This is a genomic window from Agrococcus lahaulensis DSM 17612 (genome assembly GCF_000425105.1).
In the GTDB taxonomy this organism is placed as follows: domain Bacteria; phylum Actinomycetota; class Actinomycetes; order Actinomycetales; family Microbacteriaceae; genus Agrococcus; species Agrococcus lahaulensis.
This window is the reverse complement of the sequence record NZ_KE384303.1, coordinates 159,155-176,320: the sequence shown is the minus strand read 5'-3', so window position 1 is coordinate 176,320 and position 17,166 is coordinate 159,155. Positions and strand designations below refer to the sequence as shown.

17 protein-coding genes and 1 tRNA gene are annotated in these 17,166 nt (G+C 73.0%); 13 read left to right on the top strand and 5 right to left on the bottom strand.

What is annotated here, in order from left to right; translation table 11 throughout:
* The first annotated feature begins 69 nt into the window (after positions 1-69).
* The 7 genes from H508_RS0110265 (at position 70) to H508_RS15805 (ending at position 5,493) form a co-directional block, all read left to right on the top strand.
* A complete protein-coding gene (locus H508_RS0110265; RefSeq protein WP_026373992.1) occupies positions 70-669 on the top strand; it encodes a TetR/AcrR family transcriptional regulator in 600 nt (199 codons plus the stop codon).
* Between the two features lie 63 nt (positions 670-732).
* Positions 733-805, top strand: a tRNA-Arg gene (locus tag H508_RS0110260).
* A 96-nt stretch (positions 806-901) separates the two neighbouring features.
* Entirely contained in the window at positions 902-1,492 is a 591-nt protein-coding gene (locus tag H508_RS0110255) for a TetR/AcrR family transcriptional regulator (RefSeq protein WP_026373991.1), read from the top strand.
* A gap of 41 nt (positions 1,493-1,533) precedes the next feature.
* Positions 1,534-1,830 carry a metal-sensitive transcriptional regulator gene (locus H508_RS0110250; RefSeq protein ID WP_035254732.1) on the top strand — a complete coding sequence of 99 codons (297 nt, stop codon included), beginning with the start codon at positions 1,534-1,536 and terminating at the stop codon, positions 1,828-1,830.
* A gap of 31 nt (positions 1,831-1,861) precedes the next feature.
* The gene (locus H508_RS16835; RefSeq protein WP_021011115.1) at positions 1,862-2,185 is read left to right on the top strand and encodes a heavy-metal-associated domain-containing protein; all 324 of its coding nucleotides are present in this window, start codon (positions 1,862-1,864) and stop codon (positions 2,183-2,185) included.
* Positions 2,186-2,315: 130 nt separating this feature from the next.
* The gene (locus tag H508_RS0110240) at positions 2,316-4,508 is read left to right on the top strand and encodes a heavy metal translocating P-type ATPase (RefSeq protein ID WP_026373988.1); all 2,193 of its coding nucleotides are present in this window, start codon (positions 2,316-2,318) and stop codon (positions 4,506-4,508) included.
* A 106-nt stretch (positions 4,509-4,614) separates the two neighbouring features.
* The gene (locus tag H508_RS15805) at positions 4,615-5,493 is read left to right on the top strand and encodes an alpha/beta fold hydrolase (RefSeq protein ID WP_035254731.1); all 879 of its coding nucleotides are present in this window, start codon (positions 4,615-4,617) and stop codon (positions 5,491-5,493) included.
* Positions 5,494-5,504: 11 nt separating this feature from the next.
* On the opposite strand, the gene H508_RS0110230 is transcribed toward H508_RS15805, so the two are convergent.
* The 4 genes from H508_RS0110230 to H508_RS0110215 all read right to left on the bottom strand — a co-directional run bounded on the left by H508_RS0110230 (position 5,505) and on the right by H508_RS0110215 (position 8,642).
* Positions 5,505-5,915 carry a VOC family protein gene (locus H508_RS0110230; protein WP_026373987.1) on the bottom strand — a complete coding sequence of 137 codons (411 nt, stop codon included), beginning with the start codon at positions 5,913-5,915 and terminating at the stop codon, positions 5,505-5,507.
* Entirely contained in the window at positions 5,912-6,367 is a 456-nt protein-coding gene (locus H508_RS0110225) for a helix-turn-helix transcriptional regulator (RefSeq protein ID WP_026373986.1), read from the bottom strand. Before H508_RS0110225 ends, H508_RS0110230 begins: the two co-directional genes overlap by 4 nt.
* Before the next feature lie 8 nt (positions 6,368-6,375).
* Complete coding sequence (locus tag H508_RS0110220; RefSeq protein WP_026373985.1) at positions 6,376-7,023, bottom strand: arsenate-mycothiol transferase ArsC; 648 nt, start codon at positions 7,021-7,023, stop codon at positions 6,376-6,378.
* A 185-nt stretch (positions 7,024-7,208) separates the two neighbouring features.
* Complete coding sequence (locus H508_RS0110215) at positions 7,209-8,642, bottom strand: XRE family transcriptional regulator (RefSeq protein ID WP_026373984.1); 1,434 nt, start codon at positions 8,640-8,642, stop codon at positions 7,209-7,211.
* Positions 8,643-8,887: 245 nt separating this feature from the next.
* Between H508_RS0110215 and H508_RS0110210 the strand changes: the two genes are divergently transcribed.
* A complete protein-coding gene (locus H508_RS0110210; RefSeq protein ID WP_084155281.1) occupies positions 8,888-10,759 on the top strand; it encodes a phosphoenolpyruvate carboxykinase (GTP) in 1,872 nt (623 codons plus the stop codon).
* 170 nt (positions 10,760-10,929) lie between these two features.
* Here H508_RS0110210 and H508_RS17560 read toward each other — a convergent pair whose 3' ends face one another.
* A complete protein-coding gene (locus tag H508_RS17560) occupies positions 10,930-11,859 on the bottom strand; it encodes a hypothetical protein (protein WP_169514177.1) in 930 nt (309 codons plus the stop codon).
* 219 nt (positions 11,860-12,078) lie between these two features.
* Here H508_RS17560 and H508_RS17555 point away from each other — a divergent pair, with 219 nt between their 5' ends.
* The 5 genes from H508_RS17555 (at position 12,079) to H508_RS0110180 (ending at position 17,130) form a co-directional block, all read left to right on the top strand.
* Positions 12,079-12,702 carry an FMN-binding negative transcriptional regulator gene (locus H508_RS17555; protein ID WP_035254730.1) on the top strand — a complete coding sequence of 208 codons (624 nt, stop codon included), beginning with the start codon at positions 12,079-12,081 and terminating at the stop codon, positions 12,700-12,702.
* Positions 12,703-12,753: 51 nt separating this feature from the next.
* Entirely contained in the window at positions 12,754-13,290 is a 537-nt protein-coding gene (locus tag H508_RS15795; RefSeq protein WP_051223215.1) for a sigma-70 family RNA polymerase sigma factor, read from the top strand.
* A complete protein-coding gene (locus H508_RS0110190; RefSeq protein WP_026373981.1) occupies positions 13,287-14,021 on the top strand; it encodes a hypothetical protein in 735 nt (244 codons plus the stop codon). The genes H508_RS15795 and H508_RS0110190 overlap by 4 nt, the downstream gene beginning before the upstream one ends.
* Positions 14,022-14,139: 118 nt before the next feature.
* Positions 14,140-16,215 carry a TPM domain-containing protein gene (locus H508_RS17930; RefSeq protein WP_035254729.1) on the top strand — a complete coding sequence of 692 codons (2,076 nt, stop codon included), beginning with the start codon at positions 14,140-14,142 and terminating at the stop codon, positions 16,213-16,215.
* Between the two features lie 120 nt (positions 16,216-16,335).
* Entirely contained in the window at positions 16,336-17,130 is a 795-nt protein-coding gene (locus tag H508_RS0110180; protein ID WP_021011102.1) for a PspA/IM30 family protein, read from the top strand.
* Positions 17,131-17,166: the final 36 nt, after the last annotated feature.

Below are 17,166 nucleotides of genomic sequence, written 5' to 3'. Positions count from 1 at the left end.
AGCTGCCGATCCTCGCCCCAGTGAGGCCCCATGTTCCCGACAGCCCAATCCGGCGCCGACGATGAGCCGATGCTCGGCCTTCGCGAGCGCAAGAAGCGCCTGACCCGGCGCACGATCGCCGAAGCGGCCTTCGAGCTCACGCTCGAGCGCGGCCTCGACGGCGTGACGATCGACCAGATCGCCGAGCGCGCCTTCGTCTCGCCGCGCACCGTCTCGAACTACTTTCCCTCGAAGGAGGCCGCGGTGCTCGCGGTCGAGGGCTTCGCACCGCTCGACCTGCTCGACGGCGTCGAGTCGCGGCCGGCGGACGAGCCGCCCCTGCAGTCGCTGCGCGAGACCCTCGTCGCGCACATGCGCGGCATGAGCGCGGCCGACGCGACGGTGCTGCGGCGGCGCGAGGAGCTCATCGACCGGCATCCGACCCTGCAGCTGCAGCGGGCGGCGCAGTACGACGCGTTCGAGGATGCGGTGCGCGCGCTCGTCGCGGAGCGCGCGGGTCTCGACGCCGAGGCCGACCGCTACCCGCGGCTCGTCGCGGGTGCGGCCAGCACGGCGGTCAAGACCGCGATGCGCATGTGGATGCTCGGCGACGGCGGCGCGACCGAGATCGCCGAGCTCGTCGACCAGGCCTTCCACGACCTCGAGGCGGGCCTGAGCTCGGCCGAGTGAGCGGCCGGTCGGGCGCCGCGTCGCCGCGGTGGTAGATTGATCGACGCTGCCTCGCGCAGCCCGGCCCCCATAGCTCAGGGGATAGAGCGTCTGCCTCCGGAGCAGAAGGCCGCAGGTTCGAATCCTGCTGGGGGCACCGACAGTCGGTGTCGACGAAACACACACCCGGCGCCCCCGCAGCACATGGGAGGCGCATCGGGTCGCCAGGACGAAAGCACGTAGGGTTTGCCGCATGGGACGACCTCGCCTCCACGATGAGCACTTGCGTCAGCGGTTGCTCGAAGCCGCGACGGATCTGATGGCGGTCGAGGGCCCCGACTTCTCGCTGCGCCCGCTCGTCGCATCGGTCGGCACCTCCACCTCGGCCGTCTACTCGCTCTTCGGCTCGCGCGGCGAGCTCGTCGAGGCGATCACCGTGCGCGCCGCCCGCTCGTTCGTCGACGCGCAGCACGCCGTCGAGGCCGAGGCGCCAGCCGAGCTCATCCCCGCGCTCGCGCACGCGATGCGGGCGTGGGCGCGCGAGCACTCCGCGATGTTTCAGGTCGTGTTCGGCCGCAGCGAGGAATCCCCCGCCGTCGACGAGGCGCGCGAGAGCACGACCGACCCGCTGCTGCACGCCGTCACCGCCGCGATCGACGCCGGGACGCTGCACGGCGACCCGGTGACCACGACGCGCACGATCTTCGCCGGCGTGCACGGCTTCATCACCCTCGAGCTGCTCGGCCTCTACCCAGCCGAGCAGGCTGACGCGCTCTTCGAGGCGCTGCTCGCGGCCATCTGGCGCAGCTGGACCTCGCCCGAGGTGGAGAGCGCGGTCGCCTGACCCTTGCCGCACATACCCCTCGGGGGTATGATCGTCGCATCATGATCGACCACTCGGCACCCGGCTACACGGCCGACAAGGATGCGCTCCTCAAGCGCCTGCGGCGCGCCGAGGGCCAGGTGCGCGGCGTCGCGCGCATGGTCGACGAGGACGCCTACTGCATCGACATCCTGACCCAGGTGTCGGCCGCGACGAAGGCCCTCGAGACGGTCGCGCTGCAGCTGCTCGAGGACCACCTCGCGCACTGCGTCGCCGAGGCGGCCGAGCGCGGCGGCCCCGTCGCGCAGGAGAAGCTGACCGAGGCGAGCGCCGCGATCGCGCGCCTCGTCCGATCGTGACCCCGATCCCCCTCCCCTAGGAAGGCAACCCATGCTGCAGAACATCGAGATCATGTCGACCCCCGCCGACGCCGACGCGCAGGCCCAGGCCGGCGGCTGCTGCGGCGGCGCGTGCCACGCGCCCGCACCGGCTGCCGACGGCGCCGTCTCGCAGTCCTTCGAGGTCGAGGGCATGACGTGCGGCCACTGCGTCTCGTCGGTCACCGAGGAGCTCTCGGGGCTCGCGGGCGTCGAGGGCGTCGAGGTCGAGCTCGTCCCGGGCGGCCGCTCGACCGTGACGGTGGCGTCGGATGCGGCGCTGCGGCTCGACGACGTGCGCGCGGCCGTGAGCGAGGCGGGCTACACGCTCGTCTGAGCGACGACTTCGAGAGCGCCGGCTTCCCTCGAGGGGGCCGGCGCTCTTGGTCTCGATACGACCGGCTGCGCCGGTCCACTCGACCAACGAGTGGTGGCGACTGGATACCCCTGGGGGGTATAGTCGTGGCATGGCTGAAGCGCAGACGGTCGAGCTCGAGATCGGCGGCATGACGTGCGCGTCGTGCGCCGGCAGGATCGAGCGCAAGCTCGGCAAGCTGCGCGGCGTCGATGCGAGCGTCAACTACGCGACCGAGGTCGCGCGCGTGACGCTGCCGAGCGGGATGAGCGTCGACGACGCGATCCGCACCGTCGAGCAGACCGGCTACACCGCCGCGCTCCCCGCGCCCGAGGCCGAGCGCGACGAGCGCGGGACGCGCCTCGCGACGCGACTCATCGCATCCGCCGTGCTCGCCGTGCCCGTGGGGCTGCTGTCGATGATCCCCGCCCTGCAGTTCCCCGGCTGGCAGTGGGTCGCGCTCGTGCTCACGCTGCCCGTCGCCGTGTGGGGCGCGTGGCCGTTCCACCGCGCGGCCGCGATCAACCTGCGCCACGGCGCCGCGACGATGGACACGCTCATCTCGCTCGGCGTCACGGCCGCGCTCGGCTGGTCGCTGTGGGCGCTCGTGCTCGGCGACGCGGGCCGCATCGGCATGCGCATGGAGATGTCGTGGTTCGGCGGCCACGGCGACGAGCTCTACCTCGAGGTCGCCGCGCTCGTGACGGTCTTCCTGCTCGCCGGCCGGCTCATCGAGTCGCGCGCGAAGCGCTCGAACCAGCAGGCGATGCGGGCGCTCGCGCGCCTCGGCGCGAAGGAGGTCACGCGCGTCGGCGCGGCGGGCGACGAGCGCATCCCGGTCGGGCAGCTCGCGGTCGGCGATCGCTTCCGCGTCGTGCCGGGCGAGAAGATCGCGACCGACGGCGTCGTCGTCGAGGGCGCGTCGGCGATCGACGCGTCGCTGCTCACCGGTGAGTCGCTCCCGGTCGAGGTGACGGCCGGCAGCGAGGTCGTCGGAGCGACGATCAACGGCCACGGGATGCTCGTCGTCGGGGCCCGCCGCGTCGGCGCCGACACCGAGCTCGAGCGCATCGCCTCGCTCCTGCGCCGCGCCCAGGACGGCAAGGCCGACGTGCAGCGGCTCGCCGACCGCGTGTCGCAGTGGTTCGTGCCCGCGGTGCTCGTGCTCGCGCTCGGCGCGCTCGTCGGCTGGATCGTGCTCACGGGCGATGTCGCCGCCGCCTTCACCGCCGCCGTCGCGACGCTCATCATCGCGTGCCCGTGTGCGCTCGGGCTCGCGACCCCGACGGCGCTGCTCGTCGGCACGACGCGCGGCGCCGAGCTCGGCGTGCTCATCCGCGACGCTCGCGTGCTCGAGTCGAGCCGCGGCATCTCGGCGATGCTCGTCGACAAGACCGGCACGGTCACCGAGGGGCGGATGCGCGTGGAGGGCGTCGTCGCGGCAACCGGTGAGGACGCCGACGAGGCGCTCCGCATCGCCGCCGCCGTCGAGCGCGCGAGCGAGCACCCGATCGCGCGGGCGATCGCGGCCGCGGCGCCGGACGCGCCGGTCGCGAGCGACGTGCGCGCCGCCCAGGGCGCCGGCGTCGTGGGCGTCGCCGAGGGCCGCGCCGTGCAGGTCGGCAAGCCCGCGTGGCTCGCCGCCGACTGGGGCGTCGCGATGCCGAGCGAGCTCGCGGATGCGTTCGAGCGCTTCGAGGCACGGGGCGCGACCGCGCTCGCCGTCGCGTGGGACGGCCGCATGCGCGCCGTGATCGGCGTGCGCGACGCGGTGAAGGCGACGAGCCGCGCCGCGGTCGAGCGGCTCGCGGGCCTCGGCGTCGAGGTCGTCATGCTGACGGGCGACCACGAGCGCGCCGCCCGCGCGGTCGCCGAGGAGGTGGGCATCGAGCGCGTCATCGCGGGCGTGAGCCCCGCCGGGAAGGTCGAGGCCGTGCGCGCGGAGCAGGGTCGCGGCGCGAAGGTCGCGATGGCCGGCGACGGCGTCAACGACGCCGCCGCGCTCGCGGCCGCCGACCTCGGCCTCGCGATGGGCACCGGCACCGACGCGGCGCAGCAGGCGGCCGACATCACGCTCGTGCACGGTGACCTCGCCGGCGCCGCCGACGCGATCGCGCTCTCGCGCCGCACGCTCCGCACCATCCGCGGCAACCTCTTCTGGGCCTTCGCCTACAACGTGCTCGCGATCCCGCTCGCGATGGCTGGCATGCTGAGCCCGCTCATCGCGGGCGCCGCGATGGCGTTCTCGAGCGTCTTCGTCGTGCTCCACTCGCTCACGCTGCGCTGGTTCCGCCCCACCGCGTGAGCGATGTGCGCGGCGCGCAATCATGCTCTGGCGTGCCGCGAGCAGCGGGTCTAGCATCGGCGCAACTCGACGCCGAGCCGGCGTCGCGGCTCCTCCGGGGGTGACCATGGCGCGCGAATCGCGATCGGTCGAGGGCGGGAGGTTCCTCGACCTGCCGGGCCTGCGGATGCACGTGGTCGAGTCGGGCTCGGGCACGCCGGTCGTGCTCGTGCACGGGTTCCCGCAGAGCTCGCGCGAGTGGGCGCACGTCATGCCGCTGCTCGAGCCGCACGCGCGCGTGATCGCGCCCGACCTGCGCGGCGCCGGTCGCAGCGAGGCGCCCGACGGCCCCTACCGGCTCGACACGATGTGCGGCGACCTCGTCGAGCTGCTCGACGCGCTCGGCATCGAGCAAGCGGTCGTCGTCGGGCACGACATCGGCGCGCTCGGCGCGCTCGGGCTCGCGATGGACCGGCCCGAGCGCGTCTCGCACCTCGTCGTGCTCTCGGTCCCTCCGATGTACGTGAAGCGGTCCCCCGCGCTGCTGCGCTCGGCGCGCCACTCGTGGTACCAGGTGGCGCTCGCGATGCCGGGCATCGGCGAGCGGCTGCTCGGCGGCGGCGACCAGCGGCTGCCGCGCTGGCTCCTCTCGACCTCCGCCGTCCGGGGTGGGGCGAGCGAGCGCGATCGCGAGGCGTACATCGCGCGGCTGCGCGAGCCCGATCGCGCGAGGGCCGGCTCCCGCACCTACCGCCAGCTCGTCGTGCCCGAGATCCTCCGCATCCTGCGCGGCGGCTACCGCGACCGGTTGCCGACGATGCCGACGCTCGTGCTCTACGGCGCCGACGACCCGCTCGTCTCGCGCGCCGTGCTCGACGACGTCGAGCGCTTCGCGCCGAGCATCCGCGTCGAGGAGCTGCCGGGCACGGGCCACTGGCTCGTCGACGAGCAGCCGACCGACGTCGCGCGCCGGATCCTCGAGTTCGCCGGGATCGCGACGGAGTGACCGGAAGCGGCTCAGCCGGCCGACTGCTCGATCCGCACGAGGTTCCCCGCCGGATCGCGCAGCGCGATGTCGCGCACGCCCCAGAACTGGTCGGTCGGCTCCTGCACGATCTCGACGCCGTCGTGCGCGGCCGCCCGGTCGAAGACGGCATCGAGGTCGCTCGCCCGCAGGTTGACGCTGCCGAGCTCGCCCTTCGCGAGCAGGGCGGCGACGGCCTCGCCGTCCTGCTCGGAGCGGCCCGCCCGCGGGTGGCTGAGGACGAGCTGGATGTCGGGCTGCGACTCGGGCGAGAGGGTCACCCAGCGGTAGCCCTCGTTCTCGACCTCGCTCGTGACCGTCATCCCGAGCACGTCGCGGTAGAACCCGACCGCCGCATCCGGGTCGTCGACGATCACGTGCACTGCGCTGATGGAGATGCTCATGCGCTCGAGGCTAGGGCCGGGATCGCGCGCCGCGCTTCTCGGAACCTGCTCGACGGATCGCCCTTCCGCGGCCGGGTGAGCACCATCGCGAGGCAGCCCGGCATGCCGTCGAGCGCCTCGTGCTCGCGCGCGCGATAGGCGCTCGGCGTCTCGCCCATGAGCTTCGTGAAGCTCGCCGAGAACGAGCCGAGGCTCGCGCATCCGACCTGCATGCACGCATCCGTCACCGACACGTCGCCCGTGCGCAGGAGCGCCGCCGCCCGCTCGATGCGTCGCGTCATGAGGTAGGCGTAGGGCGTCTCGCCGTAGGCCTCGCGGAAGCGGCGGCTGAAGTGCGCCTGCGACATGAGCGCCGTGCGCGCGATCTCGGCGACGTCGAGCGGCTTCGCGAACTCGCGGTCCATGCGGTCGCGCACGCGGCGGAGGCGCCGCAGCTCGTCGAGGTCGACCATGCGCCCGCTCACGTCGGCAGCGCCGCGAGGAACTCCGTCACCTGCCGCCGCACGCGGTCGCGGATGCGTCGCACCTCGTCAGTGCCGAGGCCCGCGGGGTCGTCGAAGTCCCACGCCTCGATGCGCTGGCCGGGGCGGAGGTCGAAGGGGTGCTCGATGAGCATCGTGATGATGATGTCGGCGGCGCGGGCGATGTCGTCGGTGACGGGCTTCGGGTAGCTCTCGTCGACCGGCACGCCGTCCTCCTCCATCACGTCGACGACCGTGCGGAGCACCTGGTCGGCGGGGTTGATGGCGGCGGAGAGCGCCTCGACCCGCCCATCGCCGAGCGCGTTGAGGAACGCGGCCGCCATCTGCGAGATGCCGTCGTTGCGGATCGACTCGACGAGCACGCGCACGGGCCTGCCCTCCGCAGCGCCGCCCTCCCCCGCGCCGTCGGCGACCTCGAGCGCCCGGAGGCGGTCGGCGGCGAACTTGAGCGCGAGCGGCGGGAGGTGGGAGCGGTTGCGCGCCCCGCGCGCGAGCGTCGCGTGCGACTCGAAGACGATGCGCTCGATGAGGCGGGCGTCGAGCCGGGGGTGCACGTCGGCGAGGTGCCGGGCGCCGCGGCGCAGCGTCTCGTCGGGCGAGTCGAGCCCGCCGGGTCGCTCGGTCATGTCGGCTCCTTCGGTCGACGTGGCGCCTTCAGGCTAGGCCTGCCGCGATGCGCCGCTCAAGGCCTCCGCGCCGCCGCTGAGCGCGCGCACAACGCAAGCCGCGACGGCGAACTCCGCGGCGGGCGGGCAGCGGGGCGGCCGCGCGCCGCGGATCGCACCCCGCGGGCTTGCGTTGTGCGCAGGGCTCAGAGAGCGGGCGCGTGCCGCTCGAGGAACTCGTAGAGCTCGGCGTCGTCGACACCGGGGTAGGTGCCCGACGGCAGCGGCGCGAGCGTGTGCTGGTGCATGCGCGCCGACGCCCACGAGCGGTGGCGCCACCGCTCCTGCAGGCCGTCGCTCGGGCGGATGCAGCAGCGCTCGTCGGGGCACGTCGACACCTCGCGGAACGCCGTCTGCGCGCCGCGGAAGTACTTCGCGTCGTCGAAGCGCACGCCGAACGAGATCGAGAACTCCCCGTCGGTGCCCGAGCCCGTCTGCGTCGAGCACCAGAAGGTGCCGTTCGGCGTGTCGGTGTACTGGTAGAACTCCGTCGTCCGGCTCGTGCGCTCGAACGCCGTGCGGGCGGCGAACTTGCGGCAGACGAGCTGCCCCTCGGCGTGACCGGATGCGTCCACGGGCACGGGCAGGCCGTCGTTCTCGTAGACGCGCGAGAGCGAGCCGTCCTCCTGCACGCGCAGGAAGTGCACGCGCATGTCGAGGTCGGTCGTCGCGAGGTTCGTGAAGCGCATCGCCGCGGTCTCGTGCGTGACGCCGAACGCGTCGCGGAAGTCCTCGACGGCGAGGTTCCGCTCCTTCTTCGCCTTCCGCAGGTAGTCGACGGCGCGCGAGCGCGGCATGAGGGTCGCGGCGGCGAAGTAGTTGATCTCGAGCCGCTGCTGCAGGAACTGCTGGTAGTCCTGCGGCTCGTGGTGGCCGAGCAGCCGGTGCGCGAGCGCCTGCAGCGCCATCGAGCGGAGGCCGTGGCCGCCGGGGATCGACGCGGGCGGCAGGTAGATGCGGCCGTTCTCGAGGTCGGTGACCGAGCGCGTCGAGTGCGGCAGGTCGGTGACGTAGACGAGCTCGAAGCCGAGCCGCGCGGCGATCTCGCTCACCGTGCGGTGCGTGAGGCTGCCGCCCTCGTAGCCGACGGCGCGCAGCTGCTCCTCGGCGAGCTCCTCGATCTCGGGGATCGAGTTGTTGCGCTCGCGCATCGTGTGGCGCAGCGCGGTCGCGTCGCGCCGGGCCTGCTCGGGCGTCGCGATCGCCTCGCGCGCGCGGCGGTCGAGCTCGCGGTGCAGGCCGACGAGGGCGGCGAGCACGTCGTCGCCCATCGAGCGCGTCGGCCGCACGACGGGCAGCCCGAGCCGCTTGTAGCTCGCCCCCTCCTGCAGCCGCTGGAGGTCGAGCTCCATCCGGCTGCGCTCGCTCGGCGGCTCGGGGTCGAGCAGCTGCCCGGTCGAGACGCCGAGCGTCTCGGCGATCGCCTGCAGGTGGCTGAGCTTCGGCTCGCGATGGCCGTTCTCGATGAGCGAGAGCTGGCTGCCGGCGAGCCCGATGCGCTCGCCGAGCGCGTCGAGCGTGAGGCCCGTCGCGGTGCGGAAGTGACGGATGCGGTGCCCCAGGACAGCTGCGTCGACCATGCACCCAGCATACGAAAGAAACGCCGAACCTTGCACGTCGGTTTCTGACCCTGCTCTGCCAGCGTCTTCCAACGCATCCGGCGACATCGCATTGCGAGCAGCGCGTCGTCACCCCTCGGCCGGGCGGGGATCGCAACGCCGCGCGAGTGCGCAGGGACATCGAACGCTTTCCTTCCGCGAAGGAAACGCGGAACCTTTGCTCCTCAGCGCGTGCGCGCGGCACGCTGACCGGGTTGACTCGATGCATGACGATCCTCCCTCCCGCGCCGTCCCGGTCCACCTTCAAGTCCGTGAAGCCCGCATCGGTGAGCGCGCCGGACGGCGCCGACCCCGGCGTCGTGTCGTGGGTCGCCTCGATCGCCGAGCTGCTCGAGCCGAAGGACGTCGTCTGGGCCGACGGCTCGCAGGAGGAGCTCCAGCGCCTCATCGACACGATGCTCGACGCCGGCACGATCGTGCCCGTGCCGAAGCGGCCGGGCAGCTACCTCGCGCGCTCGAACCCCGACGACGTCGCGCGCATGGAGGACCGCACCTTCATCTGCTCGGAGGATCGCGAGGACGCGGGCCCCACGAACAACTGGCGCGACCCCGAGTCGATGCGCCAGGTGCTCGGCGGCCTCTTCGACGGCGCGATGCGCGGTCGCACGATGTACGTCATCCCCTTCTCGATGGGCCCGGTCGGCGGCCCGATCTCCAAGCTCGGGATCGAGATCACCGACTCCCCGTACGTCGTCGCATCCATGCACTACATGACGCGCGTCGGCACCGCCGCGCTCGAGGCCATGCGCGGCACCGACGACTGGGTGCCCGCGGTGCACTCGGTCGGCGCGCCGCTCGGCGAGGGCGAGGCTGACGTGTCGTGGCCGTGCAACCCCACGCGCTACATCTCGCACTTCCCCGAGACGCGCGAGATCTGGTCGTTCGGCTCCGCCTACGGCGGCAACGCGCTGCTCGCGAAGAAGTGCTTCGCGCTCCGCATCGCCTCGGTGCAGGCGCGCGACGAGGGCTGGCTCGCCGAGCACATGCTGCTGCTGCGCATGAAGCACGAGGACGGCCGCCAGCTGCACCTCGCGGGCGCGTTCCCCTCGGCGTGCGGCAAGACGAACCTCGCGATGCTGCAGCCGACGATCCCCGGCTGGACGGTCGAGACCCTCGGCGACGACATCGTCTGGATGCGCCCGGGCGACGACGGCAGGCTGTGGGCGATCAACCCCGAGAACGGCTTCTTCGGCGTCGCCCCCGGCACCTCCGAGAAGACCAACGCGACCGCGATGGCGATGATGACGCACGACACGATCTTCACGAACGTCGCGCTCACCGCCGACGGCGACGTGTGGTGGGAGGGCATGACGAAGGAGGTGCCCGAGGGCCTCATCGACTGGCAGGGCCGCCCCTACGACCCCGCCAACGGCCCCGCCGCGCACCCCAACGCCCGCTTCACCGTGCGCGCCGAGCAGGCGCCGTCGATCGCCCCCGACTGGGACGCGCCGCAGGGCGTGCCGATCGACGCGATCATCTTCGGCGGCCGCCGCCCTACGCAGGTGCCGCTCGTGCTGCAGGCGCGCGACTGGGAGCACGGCGTCTACGTCGGCGCGACCGTCTCGAGCCAGCAGACGGCCGCGGCTGAGGGCCCGGTCGGCGAGATCCGTCGCGACCCGTTCGCGATGCTGCCCTTCTGCGGCTACAACATGGGCGACTACTTCACCCACTGGATCGACATGGGCCACCGCCTCGGCCGCCACGCGCCGAAGATCTTCTCGGTCAACTGGTTCCGCCGCGACGACGAGGGCGGCTTCCTGTGGCCGGGATTCGGCGAGAACGCGCGCGTGCTCGAGTGGATCGCGGGCCGCGTCGCCGGCACCGCCGCGGGCGTCGACACCGCGATCGGCGTGCTGCCCGCGGAGGGCGCGCTCAACCTCGAGGGGCTCGACATCGACGACGCGGTCGTCGAGGAGCTGTTCGAGATCGACGCGAAGGCGTGGCTGAACGAGCTCGTCGACGTCGAGGCGTTCTTCGGCCAGTTCGGCCGCGCGCTGCCGACCGGCCTCGTGCGCCAGCTGAACCACGTGCGGTGGCGCCTCGAGCACGTGCAGCAGGCGCAGCCCGTCGGCGTCTGACGGCTCCTCGCTCGTTCGCGCAGCGGCGCGGCCCCTGCGGGGGTCGCGCCGCTGGCGTCTTCGCAGGCATGCGCCGGCCGCCTCTGCAGCATGGATGTGTGGCGATCTGCTCCAATGTCGCGCGCGACAGCGCACATCGCCACACTTCTCCCAGCGAAGCCGTGGATGCGTCAAGTGCGTCGAGCGCGCGCGGCCCGGACGCGATCCACGAAGTGGGCGCCGCGGCGGGCCATGTGGTCGCGCGTCACCCGCACGTTGATCCAGCCCGCGGCCTCGAAGCGCGCGTAGCGGTCGATGTCGACGTGCCACTGCCGCTCGTCGCGGTGCCCGTCGCCCTCGTACTCGATCGCGATCTTCAGCTCGGGGTACGCGAGGTCCGGGTGCCACTCGATGCCGTCGATGACGACGAGCGGGTGCACGATCGGCTCGGGCAGGCCCGCCTCCACGATGAGGAGCCGTGTGATGGTCTCGAAGCGCGAGACGACCCCGACGCGCGCGTCGAGAGCCGCGGCGCGGAGGGCCGTGATTCCCGCGAGTCCTGCGCAGCGCTCGATGAACGCGGTCAGCTGCTCCGGCGTGGCGTACGGCTGCTCCGGCTTGCGCGGCAGCCGCAGACCGGGGTACCAGCGCGACGGCGTGAGCAGCGCGTCGAGCACCTGCACGAGCGCCTCGTGGTCGAGTTCGCGGGCGAGCGAGAGCGCGGTCGCGAGCGGCTCCAGCAGGACGAGGCCCTCCGAGCGCATCTTGAAGAGGCGGGTGCCGTGGACCGCGATGTGCCTCGTGCCCTTCGCGTAGCCTCGATTGCTGCCGTGCGCCCGCGCGATCACGAGCTCCTCATCGCGGTGCCAGTCCTTCGCGAGCGGCAAGCCCCAGAGCCGCGCGGCGGTGATCCCGCCGTACATCTGATGCGGCGCCATCACCGTCGCGTAGGCGAGGGCAAGGCTGCGCACATCGGTGATCGCCGCGGTGCGCACGCGCTTGAACGGCACGATCAGATCGCTCCCACGCAGCCTGCCGCGGCCTACGCCCGCCTTCAACGCCTCGGCGACGCGGAAGGGCTCCGTCGCGAACGGGTCTGGCAGCGGAGTCGGTTGACGCATCCGCGGAGCATGCTGCATCCCCGCGGCACCGCGAGCACCGCCGGACACCTCGTGTGGATGGGGACGTCCGCTACCACGAGCGCCGTCGAGAGATGTGTGAGGATCGGCTGGCAAGGCGGCGGCATGGAAGCCGATCGCCACACATCTGCGAAGAGAGCGGGAAGCAGCGGCGCGCGCGGCGGGGCGCGCGGAGCGCGCTCCATGCGCCACCATGGGGGCGTGCAGCCCAATCCGCTCTACCGCATCGGCGACGCCGAGGTGCGCGACCTCCTCCGCCGCGCTCCGTGGATGCTGCTCGTGTCGCATCCCGCGAGCGGGCCCGTCGCATCCCCCTCCCCCGTGCTGCTCGACGAATCCGCGCCCGAGGGCGAGCTCGCGCTGCTGACGCACCTCGGCCGCGCCGACGCGCGGCTGCACGGGCTGCTCGAGCCGGGCCCGCACGAGATGCTCGTCGTCGCGCAGGGCGCGCACGGCTACGTGTCACCCAGCTGGTACGTCGGCGACGACGCCGGGCAGGTGCCGACGTGGAACTTCGAGATGGCATCGATGCGCTGCGACGTCGAGGTGCTCGACGCCGACGCCAACATGCGCACGCTCGCGCAGCTCGTCGCGCACTTCGAGCGGGCGTACGCGCCCGAGCGCGGCGTGCGGCTCGACATCGACGACGAGGGCAACCGCGGCATGGCGATGGGCACGATCGGCCTCCGGCTGACCGTGCGCGACGTCGACGCCAAGTCGAAGATGAGCCAGAACAAGAGCCCCGAGACGCGAGCGAGCGTGCTCGAGCACCTGGACGCATCCAACCCCCCGCTCGCCGAGCGCATGCGCGCGGCCGGAGCTTGACCCCAACGATCGACTGCGCTCGTTCGTCGACAGGGGTAGAGGGAGGATCGCGTGGCAGCCAGGTGGGAGCTGGTGGTGGCCGAGCTGGTCGCCGAGCGCGGCGATGCGCTCGTGCGGTACGCGATGCTCCTCAGCGGCGATGAGGAGGAGGCGCGCGACATGGTGCAGGACGCGCTCGCGGCGACGTTCGGTCGGCTGCGCAACGGCTTCGAGGTCGAGCAGGCCGAGGCCTACGTGCGGCGGGCGATCGCCAACCGCTTCCTCGACCGCGCGCGGCGCGGGCAGCGGTGGCGCCGCATCGCGCCGCTCGTCGGCGAGCGCGAGCGGCTCGACTCAGGCTCGACGCTCACGGGCGAGCGGCTCGACATGGCCGCGCGCCTGCAGCGGCTCACGCCGCGCGAGCGCGCGTGCATCGTGCTCCGCTACGACGAGGACCGCACTGTCGAGCAGATCGCGACCGAGCTCGGCATCTCGGCGGGCGCGGTGAAGCGGTACCTGTCGGATGCGCTGCGGAAGCTGCGCGGGATCCTCGAGCGCGAGCAGGGTCGCCTGCAGCGCGAGGAGCGAGCGCCGGGAGGGCTCGCATGAGCGGCGAGGACGAGCTGCGGCGCCGGCTGCAGGAGCTGCCCGGCCCTGCGGGCAGGCTCGACGTGGATGCGGTGGTCGAGCGAGCGCGGAAGCGGCGGCGCCCGAAGGTCGCGGCGGTCACCGCGGCGGCGACGGGCGCGGGCGTGCTCATCGTCGCGCCCTTCGTCGTGCCAGGGCTCTCGCCGATGTCGCCGTCGAGCACCGTCATGTCGGAGCAGGGCGCGGGCCAGGAGGCGGCGCCCGAGCAGGAGCAGGCGCCCGCGGCCGGGCAGGACTCCGGCGGCGACGCCGGCGCGGCCGGCGCCGCGCAAGCCGCAGAGGCGTGCGCGATCGAGGATGCGGAGGCGGCGATCGGCGTCGACATCGCGTTCGAGGACGATCCGGGTGACGGCACCGCGGACGTCGCCTTCACCTTCCTCGAGGATGCGTCGTTCCAGGTCGACGGCATCGGCGTCGCGCTCGTCGAGCGCGGCACAGGCAGGATCATCGAGGCGCCCGACCCCGCCGACACCGCCGTCGATCGACTGCTGGGCTCGGGTCGCCACGGCTCGATCGAGGGCGAGGGCGGAGGCACGGACGGGACCGTCATGCTGGGCGTGCCCCTCGTGCTCGCCGCGCCGGTCGGGTGCAGCGGCGGCAGCGACCACGCCGCACCGGCCCCGCTCGTCTGGCTCACCGATGCGAGCGGCGCGCAGCGCGTCGTCGTCGGCGATCCGTACCGGATCGGCTGACGCCCGTTCGCTGACAGCGGGCGCACATGGGGGCCAACCCCCGGGCTGACAGACACCTGCGCTGGTTAGACTCGCGAAAACGTCGGCATCGCAGGAGTGCCGCAGGCAGGGAGCGCAGATGCAGGTCCGGTTCGTTCGCCCGTTCGCCGTGGTCGCCCTCGGGGCGGCGACGTCGCTGGGGCTCTCCGCCGGAGCGCTCGCGACCGAGGACCCGGTCGACGTCGGCGACGACCCCTTCGTCGACGAGACCGGCGACTACGCGGATCTCGACCAGCAGCTCACGACCGCGCTCGAGGAGGACAACGCGACCTCGCCGGGCGACGTCTACGTCGTGGTGATCGACAGCTTCGACGGCCTCTCCCAGGGGCAGTGGTCCGAGGAGGCTGCCAACGCCTCCGGCCTGCAGCCCGACGACCTGCTCGTCTCGATTGCGATGGACGACGGGCTGTACGGCTACGCGTGGCATCCGAACTATCCGCTGTCCGAGGCAGAGGTGCAGCAGCTGCTGCAGCAGGACCTCGTCCCCGCCCTCAACAACGGCGACGTGCAAGGGGCTGTCACGGGCTTCAGCACTGCGGTCGGCGAGGCCATCGCCTCGCCGGATGACGGCGGCGGCACCCAGGTCAACGTCGACGGCTCGGCCGTGCTGCCCGTCGTGGCGCTCGTCGGCGGTGCCGCGGTCATCGGCGGCGGCGCGTGGCTCGTCTCGCGCGGCATGCGCTCGCGCAAGAAGAAGCAGGGCGAGATCGCCGCGAAGAAGCAGCAGCAGCTGAGCCTCGACGAGCTCAAGCAGCGCGCCGACATCGCGCTCGTGCAGCTCGACGACACCGTGCAGCAGAGCGAGCAGGAGCTCGCCTTCGCGGGCGCGCAGTTCGGCGAGGATGCGGTGCGTCCCTACCGCGAGGCGCTCGAGAAGGCGAAGGGCGGGCTCCGCGAGGCGTTCGCGCTCCAGCAGCAGCTCGACGACGCCTTCCCCGACACCGACCAGGAGCGGCACGAGTGGTCGAGCCGCATCCTGCAGATCGCCGAGGGCGCGGGCCAGGAGCTCGCGAGCCACGCCGGCTCGTTCGAGCAGCTGCGCGACCTCGAGCGCAACGCCCCGCAGGTGCTCGAGGCGGTCGCGCAGTCGCGGCAGGCGCTCGACGGCCGCATCGCCAACGCGCGCGCGATCCTCGACCGGCTCGACGACGTGCACTCCGGCTCGTCGATCGAGCCCGTGCGCGAGAACATCGCGGGCGCCGAGCGCCAGCTGCCGAACATCGACCAGTCGATCGCGGCGGGCCGCGACGCCGTGAGCCGCGGCGACGGCGCGGCGGCCGCGCTCGCCGTGCACGCCGCCGAGGCGGCGCTCGCCCAGGCCTCGGGGCTGCTCGCGGCCGTCGAGCGCGCCGAGCAGGACCTCGGCAACTCCGCGCAGCAGCTGCGCGGCCTCGTCGAGGACTCGATCGGCGACATCGCCGCCGCGAAGACGCTCCGCAGCACCGACCGCGTCGACCTCCGTCCGCTCATCCAGCACGTCGAGGAGCAGGTCGCGCTCGCGCAGCGCCGCCCGACCGACACGCTCGCCGTGCTCGCGAACCTGCAGCGCGCCAACCAGCGCCTCGACGAGGCGACCGCGCAGCTGCGGCAGGGCGGCATCCAGCTCGAGCGGCAGCGCGCGAGCCTCGACCGCTGGATCGGCTCGGCGCGCGCGAACATCGACCGCGCCGAGGACTACATCCACACGCGCCGCATCGGCGTCGGCATGCACGCCCGGCAGCTGCTCGCGACCGCACAGCAGGAGCTCGCGCAAGCGCTGCGACTCGCGCAGCAGGATCCGGCGACGGCGATGCAGTACGCGCAGGCCGCGTCGCAGCACGCCGAGCAGGCGATGCAGGATGCGTCGCACGACATCGGCGGCTGGGGCGGGCGGGCGCAGAACCCGTACTACCGCGGCGGCGGCGGTCGCGGGCAGGACATGCTCACGGGCGGCCTGCTCGGCTACATCCTCGGCGACATGCTGAGCGGCTCGGGCCACCACGGCGGCGGCTGGGGCGGCGGCGACGGCGGCGGGGGCGGTGGCCTCGGCGACCTCTTCTCCGGCGGCGGGGGCGGCTTCGGCGGCGGCGGGGGCGGCTTCTTCGGCGGCGGCTTCGGCGGGTTCTCCGGCGGTGGCGGCGGCTTCGGCGGCGGCGGGGGCGGCTTCGGGGACTGACCCGGCACCCGCGCACGTGCACCGCCCACGCGACCCCAACCATCCACTCACCACTTGCAGAGCATGACCAGACGACAATCGATCAGAGGCCGCCTCGGCGGCAGTGCAGGAAGGAACCCCATGTCCAAGCAGTCCATCCTCGGCCGCATCGCGCAGCTCGCGAAGGCCAACATCAACGCGCTCCTCGACCAGGCCGAGGACCCGCAGAAGATGCTCGACCAGATGGTGCGCGACTACACCAACTCGATCGCCGAGGCCGAGGCCGCCATCGCGCAGACGATCGGCAACCTGCGCCTGCAGGAGCAGGACTACCAGGAGGACGTGCGCGCCGCCGAGGACTGGGGCCGCAAGGCGCTCGCCGCCTCGCAGCGTGCCGACCAGCTGCGCGCCGAGGGCAAGCCCGACGCCGACAAGTTCGACAACCTCGCGAAGGTCGCGCTCGGCAAGCAGATGCAGTCGGAGCAGGAGGCGCGCGCCGCCGAGCCGTCGATCCGCTCGCAGAACGAGGTCGTCGACAAGCTCAAGACCGGCCTCGACACGATGAAGCAGAAGCTCGACCAGCTGAAGTCGAAGCGCTCCGAGCTCATCGCGCGCGCGAAGGTCGCCGAGGCGCAGTCGCAGGTGCACGACGCCGTCAAGTCGATCGACATCCTCGACCCCACGAGCGAGATCGGCCGCTTCGAGGACAAGATCCGCCGCGAGGAGGCGAAGGTCATGGGCCAGCAGGAGCTCGCCGCCTCGACCCTCGACGCGCAGTTCGAAGCACTCGAGGACGTCGGCCGCCAGACCGAGATCGAGGCGCGCCTCGCCGCGCTCAAGCACGGCGGCTCGGCCAACCAGGGCCAGCTCGGCGCGGGCTCGAGCTCGACGCAGAGCGAGGGCGACCACGTCGAGGCTGAGGTGGTCGACCGCTGATCCCGGGCCTCCGGGCGCTCGATCGGAGGGGGCGGG